Annotated in this window: 14 protein-coding genes; 5 read left to right on the forward strand and 9 right to left on the reverse strand. The window is 67.9% G+C overall.

Going from position 1 to position 17,226, the window contains the following annotated elements:
* Positions 1-509: 509 nt before the first annotated feature.
* Positions 510-1,466: a ribokinase gene (locus XcodCFBP4690_RS13520; RefSeq protein ID WP_104541509.1), complete on the reverse strand. Its 957-nt coding sequence runs from the start codon at positions 1,464-1,466 to the stop codon at positions 510-512.
* Between the two features lie 80 nt (positions 1,467-1,546).
* Complete coding sequence (locus XcodCFBP4690_RS13525; RefSeq protein ID WP_104541511.1) at positions 1,547-2,845, reverse strand: NupC/NupG family nucleoside CNT transporter; 1,299 nt, start codon at positions 2,843-2,845, stop codon at positions 1,547-1,549.
* Between the two features lie 154 nt (positions 2,846-2,999).
* Between XcodCFBP4690_RS13525 and XcodCFBP4690_RS13530 the strand changes: the two genes are divergently transcribed.
* The 5 genes from XcodCFBP4690_RS13530 (at position 3,000) to XcodCFBP4690_RS13550 (ending at position 9,202) form a co-directional block, all read left to right on the forward strand.
* The gene (locus XcodCFBP4690_RS13530) at positions 3,000-3,983 is read left to right on the forward strand and encodes a potassium channel beta subunit family protein (RefSeq protein WP_208622743.1); all 984 of its coding nucleotides are present in this window, start codon (positions 3,000-3,002) and stop codon (positions 3,981-3,983) included.
* An 878-nt stretch (positions 3,984-4,861) separates the two neighbouring features.
* Positions 4,862-5,059 (forward strand): hemin uptake protein HemP, encoded by a 198-nt coding sequence (gene hemP, locus XcodCFBP4690_RS13535; RefSeq protein WP_104541513.1) that lies wholly within the window; start codon positions 4,862-4,864, stop codon positions 5,057-5,059.
* 302 nt (positions 5,060-5,361) lie between these two features.
* On the forward strand, positions 5,362-7,593 hold the full coding sequence (locus tag XcodCFBP4690_RS13540) for a TonB-dependent hemoglobin/transferrin/lactoferrin family receptor (protein ID WP_104541515.1): 2,232 nt from the start codon (positions 5,362-5,364) through the stop codon (positions 7,591-7,593).
* A 5-nt stretch (positions 7,594-7,598) separates the two neighbouring features.
* Positions 7,599-8,240, forward strand: a complete 642-nt coding sequence (locus tag XcodCFBP4690_RS13545) for a ChuX/HutX family heme-like substrate-binding protein (protein ID WP_104541517.1) — start codon at positions 7,599-7,601, stop codon at positions 8,238-8,240.
* A gap of 29 nt (positions 8,241-8,269) precedes the next feature.
* A complete protein-coding gene (locus XcodCFBP4690_RS13550) occupies positions 8,270-9,202 on the forward strand; it encodes a DUF6607 family protein (RefSeq protein WP_104541518.1) in 933 nt (310 codons plus the stop codon).
* Between the two features lie 93 nt (positions 9,203-9,295).
* Here the strand turns inward: XcodCFBP4690_RS13550 and XcodCFBP4690_RS13555 are convergent, their stop codons facing one another.
* The 7 genes from XcodCFBP4690_RS13555 to XcodCFBP4690_RS13585 form a co-directional block, all read right to left on the reverse strand.
* A complete protein-coding gene (locus tag XcodCFBP4690_RS13555; protein ID WP_104541520.1) occupies positions 9,296-9,649 on the reverse strand; it encodes a DMT family protein in 354 nt (117 codons plus the stop codon).
* Between the two features lie 173 nt (positions 9,650-9,822).
* Positions 9,823-10,707: an ABC transporter permease gene (locus XcodCFBP4690_RS13560; RefSeq protein WP_104541521.1), complete on the reverse strand. Its 885-nt coding sequence runs from the start codon at positions 10,705-10,707 to the stop codon at positions 9,823-9,825.
* Positions 10,704-11,537 (reverse strand): ABC transporter ATP-binding protein, encoded by an 834-nt coding sequence (locus tag XcodCFBP4690_RS13565; protein ID WP_104541523.1) that lies wholly within the window; start codon positions 11,535-11,537, stop codon positions 10,704-10,706. Before XcodCFBP4690_RS13565 ends, XcodCFBP4690_RS13560 begins: the two co-directional genes overlap by 4 nt.
* A 3-nt stretch (positions 11,538-11,540) precedes the next feature.
* The gene (locus XcodCFBP4690_RS13570; RefSeq protein ID WP_104541615.1) at positions 11,541-12,584 is read right to left on the reverse strand and encodes an ABC transporter substrate-binding protein; all 1,044 of its coding nucleotides are present in this window, start codon (positions 12,582-12,584) and stop codon (positions 11,541-11,543) included.
* Positions 12,585-12,622: 38 nt separating this feature from the next.
* Positions 12,623-13,540, reverse strand: a complete 918-nt coding sequence (locus XcodCFBP4690_RS13575; RefSeq protein WP_104541525.1) for a TauD/TfdA dioxygenase family protein — start codon at positions 13,538-13,540, stop codon at positions 12,623-12,625.
* 529 nt (positions 13,541-14,069) lie between these two features.
* Positions 14,070-16,553 carry an ABC transporter permease gene (locus XcodCFBP4690_RS13580; RefSeq protein ID WP_104541527.1) on the reverse strand — a complete coding sequence of 828 codons (2,484 nt, stop codon included), beginning with the start codon at positions 16,551-16,553 and terminating at the stop codon, positions 14,070-14,072.
* Complete coding sequence (locus tag XcodCFBP4690_RS13585) at positions 16,550-17,158, reverse strand: ABC transporter ATP-binding protein (protein ID WP_279628112.1); 609 nt, start codon at positions 17,156-17,158, stop codon at positions 16,550-16,552. The genes XcodCFBP4690_RS13580 and XcodCFBP4690_RS13585 overlap by 4 nt, the downstream gene beginning before the upstream one ends.
* Positions 17,159-17,226: the final 68 nt, after the last annotated feature.

Genomic DNA, 17,226 nt, shown 5'->3' on the forward strand with positions numbered 1-17,226 from the left:
GTGGGCTGGCCGTACCCTCACCCCAACCCCCGCTCCGCGCCCCGGCCCGCGCCAGTAGCGCGGGCGCTCCAAGGCACGCGCTCTAACGCACGCGCGCCAGTGGCGCGCAAGCTGTGCCTTCTCGCCCCGCGGGGGGAGGGGGCTTCTAGTCCTTCGCCGCCTCGGGGCGGGAGAGCGGCTTCTATTCCTTCTCCGCTCGGGAGTGGGAGCAGCGTCTATTCCTTCTCCCGTCGGGAGAAGGTGGCGCGTCAGCGCCGGATGAGGGTACGGGCGCCCGGCGCTGCATCACGCCTCGCTTCCTGCATCGCGCTTGGTTCCTGCACCCCAACGCGTTTCGATAAAGGAACACGAAGCTCCGGCAGCAGCAGAGCTCGCAGCGTCCTTCGGCAGGCACGTTCCAACATGCCGTCCGCGACACAAACAGTCTCCAACTTGCAGGCCAAGGCCCTGAATGCAGAAGGCGACCGCATCGCTGCGGTCGCCTTCGTTGGTCGCTCGACGCGTGCGACTTACACAGCCACGTCTGGCAGCAGCCGCGGCATGGAGTTGGCAGCGCCTTCCACTTCGGTGGAGCGTGCCGCGTAGCGAGTGGCAAAGCGTACGTGGGTGATGAAGCTTGCGCCGGGCGACTGCGCCAGCGAGGCCACCAGTGCGCCGTTGAAGGCATCGCCAGCGCCGGTGGTGTCCACCGTCTGCGCGCTTTCGGCGCCCACCCTGTAATGTGCCGCGGTGTCGCCACGCAGTTGCTCGTCGGCATGCGAGATGAAGGCGCCCACCGCGCCCAGCGTCACCACTACGGTGCCGCCGGGCAGCAATTTGCGGCACAGCGAGTGCAGCGTGTTGCCGTCCAGCGCGGCCACATCGTCGGCATTGATGCGCTCGCCGACATGGCGGCCGAGCAGTGCGGCGAACTCGGTCTCGTTCGGGGTCAGCACGTCCGACAGCTTGAGCAGGCCGATCGAGGTCGGCGCGTTGGCGGGTGCGGCGTTGAGCACGGTCAGTACGCCGCATTCGTGGGCCAGCGCGAGCGCTGCTTCGACGGTCTCTGCCGGCGATTCCAGCTGTGCCAGCAGCACCTGTGCCGATGCCACCAGCGGGCGCTGGTTTTCAACGAAACCTGCGCTCAGCACCGAGTTGGCGCCGGCACCGATCACGATGGTGTTGCGGCCGTGGCCGTCGACGTAGATGCCGCCGGTCCCGGTGGGCTCGTTGCTCGGTTCGGCGATCAGCGCAAAGCCGTCATGGGCGGCCAGCGAACGCGCCAGCGCGCCGCCGGCATCGTCGCCCAGCGCGCACAGGAAATGCGTCTTGGCACCGGCACGTGCCGCCGCCACCGCCTGATTGAAGCCCTTGCCACCCGGGCCGGTGCTGTAGCGGCCGGCGATGGTGGCGCCCGGCACAGGCAGCACGTCGCAACGCCACACGTGATCGACATTGAAAGACCCGACAACGACGACCGAACTCATAAATACCTGCTTGCGTGAATGACTTGAATGAAACCTGGCGTCGGGCGATTAGACCGCGACACCGATGAACCCGCGCCGCCTCAGCCGAAATGCGACAGCACGCCGGCAATGGTAGCGGTCATGAAGGTGGCGATCGAACCGCCGAGCACCGCCCGCAGGCCGAACTTGGCCAGATCGTGACGACGTTCCGGTGCCAGCCCGCCGATACCGCCGATCTGGATCGCGATCGAGCTGAAGTTGGCAAAGCCGCACAGGGCATACGTGGCAATCAGCCGGCCTTCCTCGCTCAGGCTCACGCCGGCGACCTGGCCCTTCACGATCTGCGACAGCTCGGTGTAGGCGACGAATTCGTTGATCACCACCTTCTGGCCGATCAACGAGCCGACCGTGGTCGCGTCCGCCCACGGCGTGCCGATCACCCAGGCCACCGGCGCCAGCAGGTAGCCGAAGATCGTCGACAGGTTGGTCGGCCGACCCAGCGCCGCGGCCGCGCCCGTCACTTCGCCCAGCCAGGTCAGCGGTGCATTGATCAGCGCGATCAGCGCGATGAAGGCCAGCAGCATCGCGCCGATGTTCAGCGCCAGGCGCAGGCCATCGCCGGCACCGGCCGCGGCCGCATCGATGATGTTGCTGGTGGTCTTCTCCACTTCCATCTTGACCGTGCCGCGGGTCAGCGGCGTGCCGGTCTCCGGCACCAGCAGCTTGGCCACCACCAGGGTGGCCGGCGCGGCCATGATGCTGGCAGCGAGCAGGTGCTTGGCGTAGAAGGCCTGCTGCGCCGGGTCGCTGCCGCCGAGCATGCCCACGTAGGCGGCGAGCACGCCGCCGGCGATATGCGCCATGCCGCCGATCATCATCGTCAGCAGCTCGGATTGGGTCATCTTGGGGATGTACGGGCGCACCGTCAGCGGCGCCTCGGTCTGGCCGATGAACACGCTGGCGCACACGCTGGTGGTTTCCGCGCCCGACACGCGCATCACCTTGGTGATCGCCCAGGCCATCGCCCGCACCACGATCTGCATCACGCCCAGGTGGTAGAGCACGCCCATCAGCGCAGAGAAGAAGATGATGGTGGGCAACACCTGGAACGCGAAGATGAAGCCGTAGCTTTCGATGTTCATCAGACTGCCGAAAATGAAGGTGGAGCCTTCATTGACGAAGCTCAGCACCTTCACGAATCCCTTGCCCAGGGAATCGAACACGTCGCGTCCGCCCGGCACCAGCAGCACCAGTGCGGCGAACGAGATCTGCAGCAACAGGCCGGTGGCGACCAGCTTCCAGTCGATCGCACGGCGGTTGGTCGAAAACAGCCAGGTGATGCCGATGAGCACCGCCAGACCGAACAGGCCGAAACCGATCCTTCCCAAACCTTCGACCATTCCTATCCCCAGGGCTGCTGACGGCAAAACGAGAAGCCTAGAGCAGGGGGTGTCGGCGGGCAAGGCGAGCGGCATTCAGACGGCCGCCACTGGCTCGCGTCGGCGCCCCGCCCGCTAAACTGCGCAATCCGGTCCGGGGCAGGTGCCACGGAGGGTGCAGGAGTTCGCCATGCGTTACCGTCGTCTGGGTTCCACCGGGCTGCAGCTGTCGGCCGTGTCGTTCGGGGCCTGGGTCACCTTCGGCAAGCAGATCGGGCGCAGCGAGGCGCGCAACCTGATCGCCGCGGCCTGGGACAACGGCATCAATTTCTTCGACAACGCCGAGGTCTACGCGCGCGGCCGCGCCGAGGAGGTCATGGGCGATGTGATCGCCGACCTGCGCCTGCCGCGCGACGGCTACTGCGTGTCCAGCAAGGTGTTCTTCGGCGCGGTGGACAGCCCACGTCCCACCCAGCGCGGGCTCTCGCGCAAGCACGTCACCGATGCCTGCCACGCCGCGCTGAAGCGGCTGCGCGTGGAGTATCTGGACCTGTATTTCTGCCATCGGCCCGACCCGGAGACGCCGGTCCAGGAAACCGTGCGGGCGATGGATGCGCTGATCCGCCAGGGCAAGGTGCTGTACTGGGGGACTTCCGAGTGGAGCGCCGAGCAGCTGCGCGCGGCGATCTCCATCGCCGAACAGGAGCACCTGCATGCGCCGTCGATGGAGCAACCGCAGTACAACCTGCTGCACCGCCAGCGGCTGGAGCACGAGTACGCACCGCTGTGCGAGGCCGGGCTGGGCACCACCATCTGGTCGCCACTGGCCTCTGGCCTGCTGACCGGCAAGTACAACGCGGGGGTGGCGGCCGACAGCCGGCTGGGCCAGCCCGACAATGCCTGGCTGCAGGACGAGGTGCTGGGCACGCCGGAATCCCGCCGTCTCGAGCGCGCCCGTGCGTTCTGCGCGGTGGCCGCCGAGCTGGGGCATGCGCCGGCGCCATTGGCGATCGCCTGGTGCCTGCGCAACCCGCACGTGTCCTCGGTGATTTTGGGCGCCAGCCGGGTGGAGCAGCTGGAACAGAACCTGGCCGCGCTCGATGTGCTGGACCAGGTGGATGCAGCGGGCTGGGCGCAGGTGGAAGCGGCGACACGCTGAGCGGGCAGGGATCGTCGAGTACGTGCGGCCCGCAGGGTGCAGGCAGTGCGCGGCGTGCGGTGGCTGGTTTGAAAGGTTTGGCCAGCGCGACAGCAGTGGCAGCCGGAGCGTTAGCCCGGCCATCGTTCGCCTCTTGCAGGTGTGAACTACGGCCTTTCACCTGGCTACAGACCTTGCCCGCCCACCATCGCAGGACACGCCGCAGGTAGGTTCCTGCAGGCGCTGGTACGGCGTCCATGCCACAGGACCTCCTGCGGCGATGCACGGGCAAGAGCAATAGCCGGTCGCGCGGTCGTTGAGCATGCTGCAGGATGCGCTGGCGCGGGACGTCCAGGCGTCCTCGACGCGAAAGACACAGGCTGCGGTCTGCGTCAGGGCTCGTGTCCGGCGGCCCGCCCCGGGCGATGTCGCATCGCGGGCGGGACCTGGGGCGCATGGAGGCTGCCACGGAGCATCCACGCAGGGGTCACGGCGTGTCCGCGAGTGGTGACTGCGGCGCGCGCGGCGATGTCGTTGCGCGAACGTTGCGCGAACCCGTGGACCGGCGCGACAGGACGCATCAGCGCCGTCCTGCGCCTTCAGGAACCGGCCCACGGCTGCCGTTGCGAGGACCGTTACGACACCCCCCCGGCGGCCTCCCAACCGTGGCTGCTCGGACCGGGCATCGCCGAGTGGCCGGGCCATCGATACCCGGCGCGTGGCCCGGCTGTCGCAAGCCCGGAGCCGCAACGGTGCTGGCGAACGGGCAGTTCGATTGATGGAATCGATCGAAAGGCAGGAGGTCATGCAAATATTTCGCCGTTCAAATGAGAATGGCTCTTGATAATTAAATGAGAATGGTTATTATTTGTTAGGCCAACCGACTGGAGATCCAGATCATGACCGCTCATCCCGTGCCGCTTCGCTCCGAACCGGTCAATCTGCGCGACCGCGCCGTACCGCGCGTGGTTCCCGCCGAAGACCTCATCAGCAGCGAGGCGTTGCTCAAGGGGCGCCGCGAAGTGCTGATCCAGCATGGCGATCGCGTCTATCGCCTGCGCCACACCAGCAACGACAAGCTCATCCTGACCAAGTAATGCGCGTCCCCCACGTCATCCCAGCACAGGGAACCGCTGCGCCCTGATCGACCGGGCGCAGATGCCGCAACGGCCGCCATCGGCTGGCGCGGCAAGCCGCAGACATCGCCGCGTGCGGTGCCGCTGGCGGCAGGGTTCCGCAGCCATTGCACTCGCTCCATCGGCGCTGCTCTGCAGGGGGCGCCGACCGTTCGCCGCGGGCGTTGCCGCCGCCGTCCGCCACCCATCTCTCCACCCTCGGTTGCCGTGCGCGGCCGGTTCGCTGTGCGCGCTGCCGGGGGTTCTTCCACAAAGGTTGCTTGATGATTCGCCTGCATCCGCTGGTGGTCGCGCTATCGCTCGCGCTGCCTGCCGCCCCGTTGTGTGTCCATGCCGCAGAATCCGATGCCGGCGGCGAAGCTGCGCGGGAGGTGCACGACTTCGACCGTCTGCAGGTCACCGCCACGCGGACCCAGCGCGCGCTGGTGGACGTGCCGGCCACGGTGGATGTGATCGATCGCGAACAACTGGACAACCAGCTGGTGCGCGAGCTCAAGGACCTGTTCCGTTACACACCGGGCGTCTCGGTGACCAGCACCAACGGCCGCTTCACCGGCGCCAATGGCATCCGCATCCGCGGCCTGGATGGCAATCGCGTGGCGATCCTGGTGGACAACGTGCCCGTGTCCGACACCTTTGCGTTCGGCAGCTACCTCAATGCCAATCGCAATTTCGTCGACCTGGAAACGCTCAAGCGTGTGGAAGTGGTGCGCGGGCCGGCCAGTTCCTTGTATGGCTCCGATGCGCTGGGCGGCGTGGTGGCCTTCGTCACCAAGGACCCGGCCGATTATCTGCGCGACGACAAGCACAGCTACCTCGGCCTGAAGTTCGGCTACGAAGGCGACTGGAACGGCCTGTTCGCCGGCGCCACCGGCGCGTTTGGCGGCGAGCGTTGGAGCGGCATGGTGGCGGTGGCGCATCGCCAGGGCCAGGAAACGCAGAACCAGGGCGACAACCGCAGCCGCGATGTCACCCGGACCGCCGCCAACCCGCAAACCGTGGACGGCCGCAGCGTGCTGACCAAGCTGGTCTACGCGCCGAGCGCGCAACAGCGCTTCAAGCTCACCGTGGAAGGCAACGAAGACTACGGCAGCATCGAGGCCTTGAGCAGCATCGACACGCGTTCCCCGACGGCGTCGCTGCGTGTGCTGTCGCAGCAGGGCCGCGACCACCAGACCCGCGCGCGGGTATCGTTGCGGCACGAGTTGGACGCGCTGGACGCCACGCTTGCCGACGACCTGCAATGGCTGCTGTATCGCCAGGACAGCGAGAGCCTGCAGCGCACCAACGAGCTACGCGGCAACAACACCCGCCGCCACAACGAACACAGCTTCGACCAGCGTGTGTATGGGGTGCTGGTCAATGCGCACAAGGCCATCGCCACCGATGCGATGCAACACGACATCACCTATGGGCTGGACGGTACCTGGACCGACACCCGCGCCAAGCGCGACGGCTATTCGCTGACTCTTGCCAACGGCGCGATCAGCAACCGGGTCGGCCAGGACGTGTTTCCGGTGCGCGATTTCCCCAAGAGCGAAACCACCAAGCTCGGCCTGTACGCGCAGGACGAGATCGGCCTGCTGGATGGGCGGCTGTCGCTGACGCCAGGCGTGCGCGTGGACTATTTCCGCCTGTCGCCGCAGGTGGATGACATTTTTCGCGAGGACAATCCGGGCGTGGCGGTGTCGACCATCGACCAGACCCAGGTCTCGCCCAAGTTCGGCGCGGTATGGCGCTTCTCCGATACGTGGTCGGCGTACGCGAACTATGCGCATGGCTTCCGCGCGCCGCCGTACAACGACGTCAACATCGGATTCACCAATCTGCAGGGGCGCTACACCGCCATCGCCAACCCCGACCTGAAGGCGGAAACCAGCCGCGGCGGCGAGCTGGGGCTGCGCTTCAACGATGCGGTGGGTTATCTCGGCCTGGCCGTGTACTACACCGATTACCGCGACTTCATCGAATCGAATGCGCCTGCCGGTACCAATGCCGACGGCTTCCTGGTGTTCCAGTCGCGCAACGTGGACGATGTGGTCATCAAGGGCGCCGAAGCGCGCGGCGGGCTCGATCTGGGTGTGCTGGCTGGCTGGCAGGGCTGGTCGCTGAACAGCGCCGTGGCGTACTCGGAAGGCGACAACCTCACCGACGACATGCCGCTCAATTCGGTGGACCCGCTGCGCGGCACGCTGGGCGTGGCATTCGACGGCGAGCAATGGGGCGCCGAACTGATCGGCACCTTCGTCGCGCGCAAGCGCCGCCCGCAGCTGGACAGCTATTACACGCCGGCCGGCTACGCCACGCTGGACCTGATGGGGCATTGGGAGTTCGCGCCCGGCGCCAAGGTCACCGCCGGCATCTTCAATCTGGCCGACCGGCGTTATGTGGACTGGAATGCGCTGCCCAACGGCACGCTTGCCAGCAGCACGGTGGTGGACCGCTTCACCGCAGCCGGGCGCACCGCCTCGGTCAGCCTTGCCGTGAGCTGGTAGCGGCCATGCCCATCGCCCGCCCGCTGCCATCGTCGTCGCGCGCGCGTGCCACCGGTACCACGTTGCCACGCCCGTCGCAGCTGGCGGCCTTGGGCACGGTGCTCTGTCTGTATCGCCCCGCACTCGGCCACGAACTCGATGGATGGCAGCATGCAGTCGAGGCAGCGGCCTGCCGCCAGCTCGATAGCGACGGTGTGCGCGAGGGCATCTGGTTCTTCGATGCCGAAGGACATTGCTGCTGGCGCCTCTACCTGTTGCCGGACAGCGATTTTCTGGACTGGGATCGGCTGGTGTCGCGGTTGCCGCCGTTGTCGATGGACGCCCAGGCAACCGGTCCGGGCATGGGCCTGGGTGAGCGCCTGTGGCGTCGCCTGGCCGGACGCATGCGTGGCGAAACCTGGCGGCTGAGCGCGCTGCGCCTGAGCGCCGGTAGTGGTCGCGCGCCGCCGCTGGCGGCCAGCCTGGCCACCGTCTCGGCGCTGGGTGCGGTGGTGGCCGCGCGAGTGGCGCACGATGAAGGTATCGAGGCGCGGGTGGCGGTGGATGATTGCTGCTGCGCGCGTGCCGCGGCGCTGCGATCCGGCCCGACCACTGCCGGCAGCGACCCGGCCGCCATGACCTCTGCCCTGTTGCGGCTACGCCGCTGATATTCCCGATACCACAAACGAGAGTTCCAATGAGCCGATTGTTGCCACGCTGTATCGCCGTCACCCTGAGCCTGTTGCCCCTGGCCGCCGCCGCCGCCGCTGCCGATCCCGAGCGCGATCGGCAGAGCATCCTGGCGATGCAGGGCGAATACGCAGTGGACTTCGCCTTCGACGAAACCGTGCTGCTCAAGCCCGGCTACGAGCGCGCCCCGGCGATGCGCAGCGGTGCCAACGAGGTGGTCATCGTGGTGGAGGATTCGCCACGCAAGCTGGTGCTGCAACATTTGCTGGTCGACGAAAAGAGCAAGCACGTGACCAAGCACTGGCGCCAGGACTGGGTGTACGAGGCGCCGCAGCGTTTCGAATTCACCGCCGACCAGACCTGGCAGGTGCGTGCGCTGCCGGCATCGGCCACGCAGGGCGCATGGACGCAATGCGTGTTCGAGGTCAGCGATGCACCGCGCTACTGCGGCACCGGGCGCTGGGAGTATGCCGACGGTCACCCGACCTGGACCAGCGATCTGAGCTGGCGCCCGTTGCCGCGCCGCGAATACACCAAGCGCAGCGACTACAACGCGCTGTCGGTGATCAACCAGCACACGCTCACGCCCAACGGCTGGACCCACGAGCAGTTCAACACCAAGGTGCTGCGCAAGCCCGACGGCAGCCAGGAACCGATCGCACGCGAATTCGGCTTCAACGATTACCGCAAGACCACCGACGTGGATTTCGCCCCGGCCTACGCGTATTGGAAGGGCACGCAGGGGTATTGGGCCAAGGTGCGCGCACGCTGGGCCAGGTTCCTCGACACGCCACCGGGCCTGCACCTGAAGACCAAGCCAGACGGCATGGCGATGATCATGCCGATGTTCGAACAGGCCGAAGCTGCGCAGCAGGGCAAGCGGATCAAGGACGCGAAGATCGATGCGGTGTTTGCGCAGTGGGTGGAACCAGCGAACTAGAGGCGTCCGTGCCGTAGGAGGGCCCCCGGGCGCGATGGGCGTTACCGATAAAGCCCATCGCGCCCGGGGGCGCTCCTACGGGCGAGACGGCGGTTATTCCTTGAACATCAAAAACGCCGCCACCAGGATCAGCCCGAACGCAGCCCAGTGGTTCCACTTCAGCGACTGGCCCAGGTAGAAGGTCGAGAAGCCGGCGAACACCAGCAGCGTGATCACTTCCTGCATGCCCTTGAGTTGCGGCGCCGAATACACCGCGCTGCCCAGCCGGTTGCCCGGCACCTGCAGGCAGTATTCGAAGAACGCGATGCCCCAGCTGACCAGGATCGCGATCATCAGCGGCGTGCTCTTGTACTTCAGATGCCCATACCAGGCGAAGGTCATGAAGACATTGCTGGCGATCAGCAGCAGGACCGGGTACAGGTAAGCGGTGAAGGAAGCGGTGGGCATGACGGCGGCGGTTGGACAGGGGCCGGAAGCATAAGCCAACTCCGTTAAGCGCACGCGACCATGCCGATGAGCCTGGCATGCGGCGTCGGGGGGCTCGAGGCCGGTGCGAACGTTTGCCTGCAGTACGGTCGGGCAGTTGCCTACGCCACGCACCGCCGCGCCACGTCATTCGGCTAGCGCTGCATGCCCCAGCGACGCACGGTGAGACGCTCGATGGCCTGGAACACCACCGCTTCCACCAGCAGGCCCAGCACGATCACCATGGCCAGGCCAGCGAACACGCGGTCGGTGTACAGCTCGTTGCGGTTCTGGAAGATGTACCAGCCCAGCCCGCCCTGGCCGGAGGTGGCGCCGAACACCAGCTCGGCGGCGATCAGGGTGCGCCAGGCGAACGCCCAGCCGATCTTCAGCCCGGACAGGATCGCCGGCAGCGCGGCCGGGATCAGCAACTGCGCCACGTAGCGCGGCCCACGCAGGCCGTAATTGCGCCCGGCCATGCGCAAGGTCTCCGGTACCGCCTGGAAGCCGGCATAGGTGGTCAGCGCCAGCGGCCACAGCACCGAATGCACCAGCACGAACACCAGGCTGCCGCTGCCCAGGCCGAACCACAGCAGCGCCAGCGGCAACAGTGCGATGGCCGGCAACGGATTGAACATCGCGGTCAGCGTGCCGAGCACATCGCGGCCCCAGCGCGTGGATGCGGCCACCGCGGTCAGCGCGAACGCCGACAGCACGCCCAGCAGATAGCCCTGGCCCAGGACCCGCAGCGAGGCACCCACCCGGCGCAGCAATTCGCCCGACAGCAGGCCGTCGTAGAACGCACGTGCGGTCTGCACGGCGCTGGGCAGCATCAGATCGTCGCCGACCACGCGCGCAGCGATCTCCCAAGCGGCCGCCAGCACCACCAGGACCACGGCCTTGCGCAGCCATCCCGGTGCCTGCCAGCGGCTGGGCGCGGCGGCATGCAGCAGGGCCGGATCCAGTGGCTGCAACGCCAGTTCGTATTCCGGGCGCACCGGCGGAACCGGCGGCAGCGCGGCGGCGGGCAAGCGGCTCATGGCAGCGCCTCGCGTTGCAGCTGGGCAGGGCGACGCAGCGGCGCCACCTTGTCGTCGGCCAGGGTGTCGTCGGGCAGGTCGAACAACAGCCGATGGATGCGCTGGGCAGTCTGCTGGAAGGCCACGCTGCCGGCGCTGTGCGGGCCGAAGGCATGCGCATTGAGTTCGGCGCGGACCTGGCCCGGATGCGCCGACAGCAACAGCACGCGGTTGCCGACCACCAGCGCTTCCTCGATGGAATGGGTGACGAACAACAGGGTGAAGCGCGCCTGCTCCCACAGTTCCAGCACCTGTTCCTGCATGCGCGAGCGGGTCAGCGCATCCAGTGCGGCGAAGGGTTCGTCCATCAACAGCACGCGCGGACGCATCGCCAGCGCACGCGCGATCGCCACGCGCTGTTTCATGCCGCCGGACAAGGTGTGCGGATAGGCGTCGGCAAACCCGCTCAGCCCAACCTGTGCCAGGCTCTCGTCGGCCCGCTCGCGTGCTTCGGCGCGGCCGAGCTTGCGCGCTGCGCGCAGCCCGAACACCACGTTCTCGCGCACTGTCTTCCACGGCGCGAGTTGGTCGAATTCCTGGAACACCACCACCCGGTCCGGCCCCGGCCCACTCACCACCTGCCCCTCCAGGCGGATCTGTCCCTCGCGTGGCGTCACGAAGCCGGCCACCGCTTTGAGCAGGGTGGACTTGCCGCAGCCGGACGGCCCTAGCAGCACGAAGCGGTCGGCTGCATGCACATCGAAGCGGACGCGATGGGTCGCCCGCACCACGCGCTGTGCGTTGACGTATTCCAGGCTGACGTGATCGACCTGCAGCAAGGGTGTGGCCATCGCTCAGCTCCCGCCCGCAATCAGCGGGTCGTCGAAGAAGTAGTCGCCCACCTTGCCCGGCGCCTGCTTGATCGCACCGCTGTGTTGCATGAACTGGCCCAGTTTCAGCGTGTTCTGCGGCACCACGGTGAACTGCACCTTCGGGTCCTTGAGGATCTGCAACACCAGCGCTCGGTCGATGCCCGACCCGTTACGGCGCAGGAAGATGTCCGCGGCCTGCTCCGGATGCGCGCTGACGAACTTCGCGGCCTGGTCCAGTGCGGCGACGAAGGCGCGATAGGTCTTGGGATTGTCGCGGCGGAATGTTTCGGTGGCATACAGCACCGTGGCCGACGCGGGGCCGCCCTCGATGTCGTAGGAACTGGTGACGATATGCGCGGCCGGGTTGCGCGCCAGTTCCTGCTCCTGGAAGGGCGGGCTGGCGAAATGCGCGGTGATCTCGGTGCGGCCACGGATGATCGCTGCGGCCGCATCCGGGTGCGGCAGCGCCACCTGCAGCGGGTCCAGCTGATGGGTGCCCTTGTCGCCCCAACGCTGCTGCGAGGCATGCTGCAGGAACCGCGATTGCACCGAAACGCCGGTGGCCGGCACCGCGATGCGGTCCTTGGGAGTGAAGTCGCCGATGCTCTTGATGCGCGGGTTGTTGCTGATCAGGTAGTACGGAAAGTTGCCCAGCGACGCCACGCCGCGCACGTTCTGCCGGCCACGGGTGCGGTCCCAGATGGTGAACAGCGGCCCGACACCGGCCCCGGCGATATCGATCGAACCGGTCAACAACGCATCGTTGACCGCCGCGCCGCCGGACAGCTGCAGGAACTGCACGTCGATCTCCACGCCGGCCTTCTTGCCCTGCTGCTCGATCAGCTTCTGATCCTGCGCCACGTCCAGCAGCAGGTAGACGATGCCGAACTGCTTGGCGATGCGCAGCCTGCCTTCGGCCTGCGCCGCGCCGCTCAATAGCGGCAGGGCCGCCAGCAGCAGGACTGCCGCGCGTTGCGAAAAACGGCGGCGCAGCAACGGTGCGTGGGAAGTGACGGTCAGGCGCATGCAGTGCTCCGGATACAAGGGGGAGAGGCCAGCGGCGCTCAGAACGGCGCATCGCCTTCGATGGTGGTGCGGTTGAGCCGGCGCCGCAGGTGGTCGGGCGTGCCGGCGGCCAGATGCATCACCGAGCGGTTGTCCCAGAACACCATGTCGTGCGGCTGCCAGCGGTGCCGGTACACCAGTGCCGCGCGCGTGCTGTGCGCGAACAAGGTCTGCAGCAGCGCGTGGCTTTCGTCGGCGGGCAGCCCGACGATGCGGGTGGTGAAATGTTCGCTGACGAACAAGGCTTTCTGCCCGGTTTCCGGATGCGTGCGCACCACCGGATGCTGCACCGGAGAGACCTCGGCGATCTGCTCCGGCGTCAACGCCGGGCGCCACGGATTGCGCGCCCGCAATTCCTCGTACTTGGCCAGGTAGCTGTGCTCGGCGTGCAGGTCCTGCACGGTGCGCTTGAGATCCTCGGGCAGGGTCTGCCAGGCCAGGTGCTGGTTGGCGAACAAGGTATCGCCGCCCTCGGCAGGCAGCTCCTGCGCATGCAGCAGCGAGCCCAGGCTGGGGGTGTCCTTGTAGGACAGGTCCGAATGCCAGTAATGCCCGGCATCACCCAGGCCGATCGGCTGGCCGTTTTCCTTGATGTTGGACACCACCAGCACTTCCGGATGACCGCGCAGCTGGAAATTGCGCAGCACGTGGATCTGCAGCGGGCCGAAGCGACGACTGAACTCGACCTGCTGGGCCGGGGTGATGCGCTGATCGCGAAACACCAGCACGTGGTGCTCCAGGTGCGCACGGTGGATGCGCGCGAAAGTGTCCGCATCCAGCGGCTGCGACAGATCCAGCCCGATCACTTCCGCGCCCAGCGGCGCATCGAAGGGCACGATCCGCACGCCGGCGGTGTGTCCCGTGTTGGCATCGGCGTGCGGCGGCTGCACGCGCGCTGCAGAACTGAGATTGGCCACGAGCTTGCACCTCGACAACAACAGAGGTCGCCTGACACGGCGACCGGACTGGTCACTGTAGGCAGTCGCGTTGCTGCTGCGAACGTACGATTGGCAAGGTGCTTATGCGCTGCGGGTATATACCGCGTCTCATCGACATCGACAAGCGGAGTGCCAGACGGTTGCCTGGTCCGCAACAGTCGGCAAGACGCTGCAAGCGCCAGCCATGAGCACGAATTGCCCGAAGAATGCAGGGCGTCTGTGCGGTACAAGGCGAATCCGGAACACCGCGCACGTGCCTGACGGTCACGCGGTGTTTGTCATCCGCACTCACCGCGCACGTTGAGGCTGCATCCGCTTTGCTGGCTGCGGATTGCCTGGGTCAGACGCCTGTTTCAGGGGCTGAGGCGCGCGGCGCCAGCAGAACCGAAGATGGTTTCCGTTCGGGCAGTAACGCGCGTCATGGCGAATCGACCGCCCGGAATGCCGAGCGGCACTCCAGGACGGTGACAAACAAGTTAACGCCAGCGCCAGCGCCAGCGCTGCCTGCTCACTCTGTACGCAGCGCCAATGCAGGCGGCGTGGACAAAATGCGCCGGGTGCCGGACCAGCCGGCCAGCAGGCTCAGCACCAGTCCGAAGGCGCCGCCCAGCAACAGGCGCGGCCAGTCCGGTGCCAGTGCGATCTCGAAGGCTTGCTGGCCCACCACCGCGCCGATCACGGCCGCCGCGGTCACCGCCAGGCCGGCCGCCAGCAGCCCCAGCGCGCCGAATTCCACCAGCACCGCGCCGCGCAACTGCCCGCGGCGTGCACCCAATGTGCGCAGCACGGCGCTGTCGTAGCGGCGCTCGCCGGCAGTGGCCTGCAAGGCCGCCAGCAGCACCAGTACCCCGGCCAGCAGGCTGAAGCCCATCACCAGCTGCACCGCCTGCGCCACCTGGTCGATCACCTCGCGCACCCGGCCCAGGATGGCATCGATATCCAGCACCGAGATGTTGGGATAGTCGCGGCTCAGCGATGCCAGCCTGGGCGCACTGCCGGGCGGCAGGTGGAAGGCGGAAATCAGGTTGTACGGCGCATCGCCCACCGCGCCTTCGTTGAGCAGCAGGAAGAAGTTGACCCGGAACGAATCCCAATCGGCCTTGCGGATGCTGGTGACGGTGAAGCTGCGTTGCTGCTCGCCCAGCAGCAGGGTGATGCGGTCGCCGAGCTTGAGCTGGTAGCGCTGCGCCCAGCCTTCTTCCACCGAGGCCTCGGCGGCGGTGCTGCCGGCGCTCCAGAACCTGCCCTGCAGCAGCGTATTGGCCGGCGGAAACGCGTGCCGCCAGGAAAAATTGACCGGGCGGTTGTCGCCATCGCCATCGTCTTGCGGGTCACTGTCGCCGCGCACCGGCGGTTTGTCGTTGATGGCGACCAGGCGGCCGGTGGAGAAGGGCTCCACCGCCGCGTTGTCCACGCCCAGGCCGCGCAGCGTCTGCAGCACCGGCGCGGTCTGCTCGGGCTGGATGTTCATCAGGAAATAGTTCGGGGTATCGGCCGGCAGGCGGTCGCGCCACTGGCCGAGCAGGCCGGGGCCGACCACCGCCAGCAGCAACAGCGCGCACAGCGACAGCGACAGGCCGACCAGCTGCACCACGCTCAGGCCGCGCCGGCGGGTCAGCGAGGCCAGGCCCAGTTTCCAGGCGCTGCGCAGGCGGTGCTGGATCGGCCGCAGCAGGGCCAGCAGGCCCAGCCCGAGCAGCATCGCCACCAGCGCCAGCGCGGCCAGGCCGCCCAGCACCCAACCCGCCAGGACCAGGTTGCCGGTGGCGTAGACGGTGAGCGCCAGCGTTGCGGCCAGCGCAGCGCCGTAGACCAGCAACGAACTCGGCGGCACTGCGGCGAAGCTGCGGTTGAGCACTCGCATCGGCGGCACGTTGCGCAGCCGCAGCAGTGGCGGCAGGCCGAAGCCCAGCAACAGCACCAGGCCGATCCCCGCGCCCGCCAGGGCCGGGGTGGCCTGCGGCAGCGGCAGCCGGTTGGGAATCAGACTGCCCAGCGCCTGCACCAGGCCTTCCTGCGCCAGCATGCCCAGTCCGATGCCGACCAGGCAGGCCGGAATCGCGGTGAACAGCAACTGCAGCGACAGCATCGCCAAAATGTCGCGCTGCTTCGCACCCAGGCAGCGCAGCACCGCCACGGTGTCGATGCGCCGCATCGCAAAACGGTTGGCCGCCAGCGCGGTCGCCACGCCCGACAGCAGCACGGCGAGCAAGGCCGACAAGGCCAGGAAGCGGCCGGCCCGGTCGAACGCTGCGCGCATGCCGCGCTGGGTATCTTCGATGCCGACCAGGCGGTATTCGCTGGCGCGCGGCTTGAGCCAGGCGCGCAGGTCGGCGATGGCATCCGGCGCACCGGCGAACATCAACCGGTAGGAGGCGCGGCTGCCGGGCCCGAGCAGACCGGCGCCGTCGATATCGGCGCGATTGACCAGCAGCGGCGGCGATAGCTGCATCAGCTCGCCGGACGCATCCGGTTCGGCGCGCAGCACGCCGGCGATGGTCAGGTGGCCGGCGCCGAATTCCAGCTGCTCGCCCACCCGCAGCCCCAGGGCTTCCAGCAGGCGCGGGTCGGCATAGGCCTGGCCCGGCGGCGGCGCGGTGGCCGGCGTGCCTTCCGCACCGCCGCCATCCCTGGACACCAGTAACTGCCCGCGCAGCGGATAGCCGGCGGCCACGCCGCGGATATTGGCCATCTGGCTGGCCTCGCCATGGAACAGCACGCTGGGGAAGCTGACCATGCGCGTGCTCTGCAGCCCGCGGCGCTGCGCTTCGGCGGCAAAGTCGGCCGGAATCTCCTGGCGTCCGGTCACGCCCAGGTCGCCACCGAGCACCTCGGCCGCGCTGGAGGTCAGTGCCAGCGTCACCCGGTCCACCAGCGTGCCGACGGCAGTCATCACCGCCACGCCCAGTACCAACGCCGCGAACACGGTCAGCAGGTCGCCGGCCAGGAATTCGCGGCGTACCGCGCGCGCCGCCTGCTTGACGACGTTCATGCCGCCGCGCCGGACGCTTGCGCGTGCAGGCGGCCGCCGTCGATGCGGTAGATGTGCCGGCAGCGTTGCGCCAGGGTCATGTCGTGGGTGACCAGCACCAGGGTGGTGTCGCTGGTGGCATTGAGCGCGAACAGCAGGTCGCTGATCTGCGCGCCGGTGGCCTGGTCCAGGCTGCCGGTGGGCTCGTCGGCGAACAGGATGCGCGGGCGCGCCACGAAGGCGCGCGCCAGCGCCACGCGCTGCTGCTCGCCGCCGGACAACTGGCGCGGGTAGTGCCGCGCACGCGCGCCCAGTCCTACCGCCTCCAGTACCTCGCGCACCCGCGCCGGGTCTTCGCGCCCGGCCAGTTCCAGCGGCAGTGCGATGTTCTCTTCGGCGGTCAGCGCCGGCAGCAGGTGGAAGCTCTGGAACACGAAGCCCACCTCGCGCGCGCGCAGCGCGGCGCGCGCTTCCTCGTCGAGCTGGCCCAGCTCCTGGCCGGCCAGTGCGATGCTGCCGCGGCTGGGCAGGTCCAGCCCGGCCAGCAGGCCAAGCAGGGTGGTCTTGCCGGAACCGGAGGCACCAACGATCGCGATGCTGTCGCCTTCACTGACCGTCAAGCTGATGTTGTCGAGGATGTGGAGCGTTCCCTCCGGGCCACTGACGGATTTGCCGACCTCGCGAACGTCGATGG

It is taken from the genome of Xanthomonas codiaei (assembly GCF_002939785.1).
In the GTDB taxonomy this organism is placed as follows: domain Bacteria; phylum Pseudomonadota; class Gammaproteobacteria; order Xanthomonadales; family Xanthomonadaceae; genus Xanthomonas; species Xanthomonas codiaei.

Excerpts from the sequence above, each read along its gene's own strand:
- XcodCFBP4690_RS13520 (WP_104541509.1), bottom strand. The coding sequence starts at position 1,466 with ATGAGTTCGGTCGTCGTTGTCGGGTCTTTCAATGTCGATCACGTGTGG.
- XcodCFBP4690_RS13525 (WP_104541511.1), bottom strand. The coding sequence starts at position 2,845 with ATGGTCGAAGGTTTGGGAAGGATCGGTTTCGGCCTGTTCGGTCTGGCG.
- hemP (WP_104541513.1), top strand. The coding sequence starts at position 4,862 with ATGACCGCTCATCCCGTGCCGCTTCGCTCCGAACCGGTCAATCTGCGC.
- XcodCFBP4690_RS13540 (WP_104541515.1), top strand. The coding sequence starts at position 5,362 with ATGATTCGCCTGCATCCGCTGGTGGTCGCGCTATCGCTCGCGCTGCCT.
- XcodCFBP4690_RS13545 (WP_104541517.1), top strand. The coding sequence starts at position 7,599 with ATGCCCATCGCCCGCCCGCTGCCATCGTCGTCGCGCGCGCGTGCCACC.
- XcodCFBP4690_RS13550 (WP_104541518.1), top strand. The coding sequence starts at position 8,270 with ATGAGCCGATTGTTGCCACGCTGTATCGCCGTCACCCTGAGCCTGTTG.
- XcodCFBP4690_RS13555 (WP_104541520.1), bottom strand. The coding sequence starts at position 9,649 with ATGCCCACCGCTTCCTTCACCGCTTACCTGTACCCGGTCCTGCTGCTG.
- XcodCFBP4690_RS13560 (WP_104541521.1), bottom strand. The coding sequence starts at position 10,707 with ATGAGCCGCTTGCCCGCCGCCGCGCTGCCGCCGGTTCCGCCGGTGCGC.
- XcodCFBP4690_RS13565 (WP_104541523.1), bottom strand. The coding sequence starts at position 11,537 with ATGGCCACACCCTTGCTGCAGGTCGATCACGTCAGCCTGGAATACGTC.
- XcodCFBP4690_RS13570 (WP_104541615.1), bottom strand. The coding sequence starts at position 12,584 with ATGCGCCTGACCGTCACTTCCCACGCACCGTTGCTGCGCCGCCGTTTT.
- XcodCFBP4690_RS13580 (WP_104541527.1), bottom strand. The coding sequence starts at position 16,553 with ATGAACGTCGTCAAGCAGGCGGCGCGCGCGGTACGCCGCGAATTCCTG.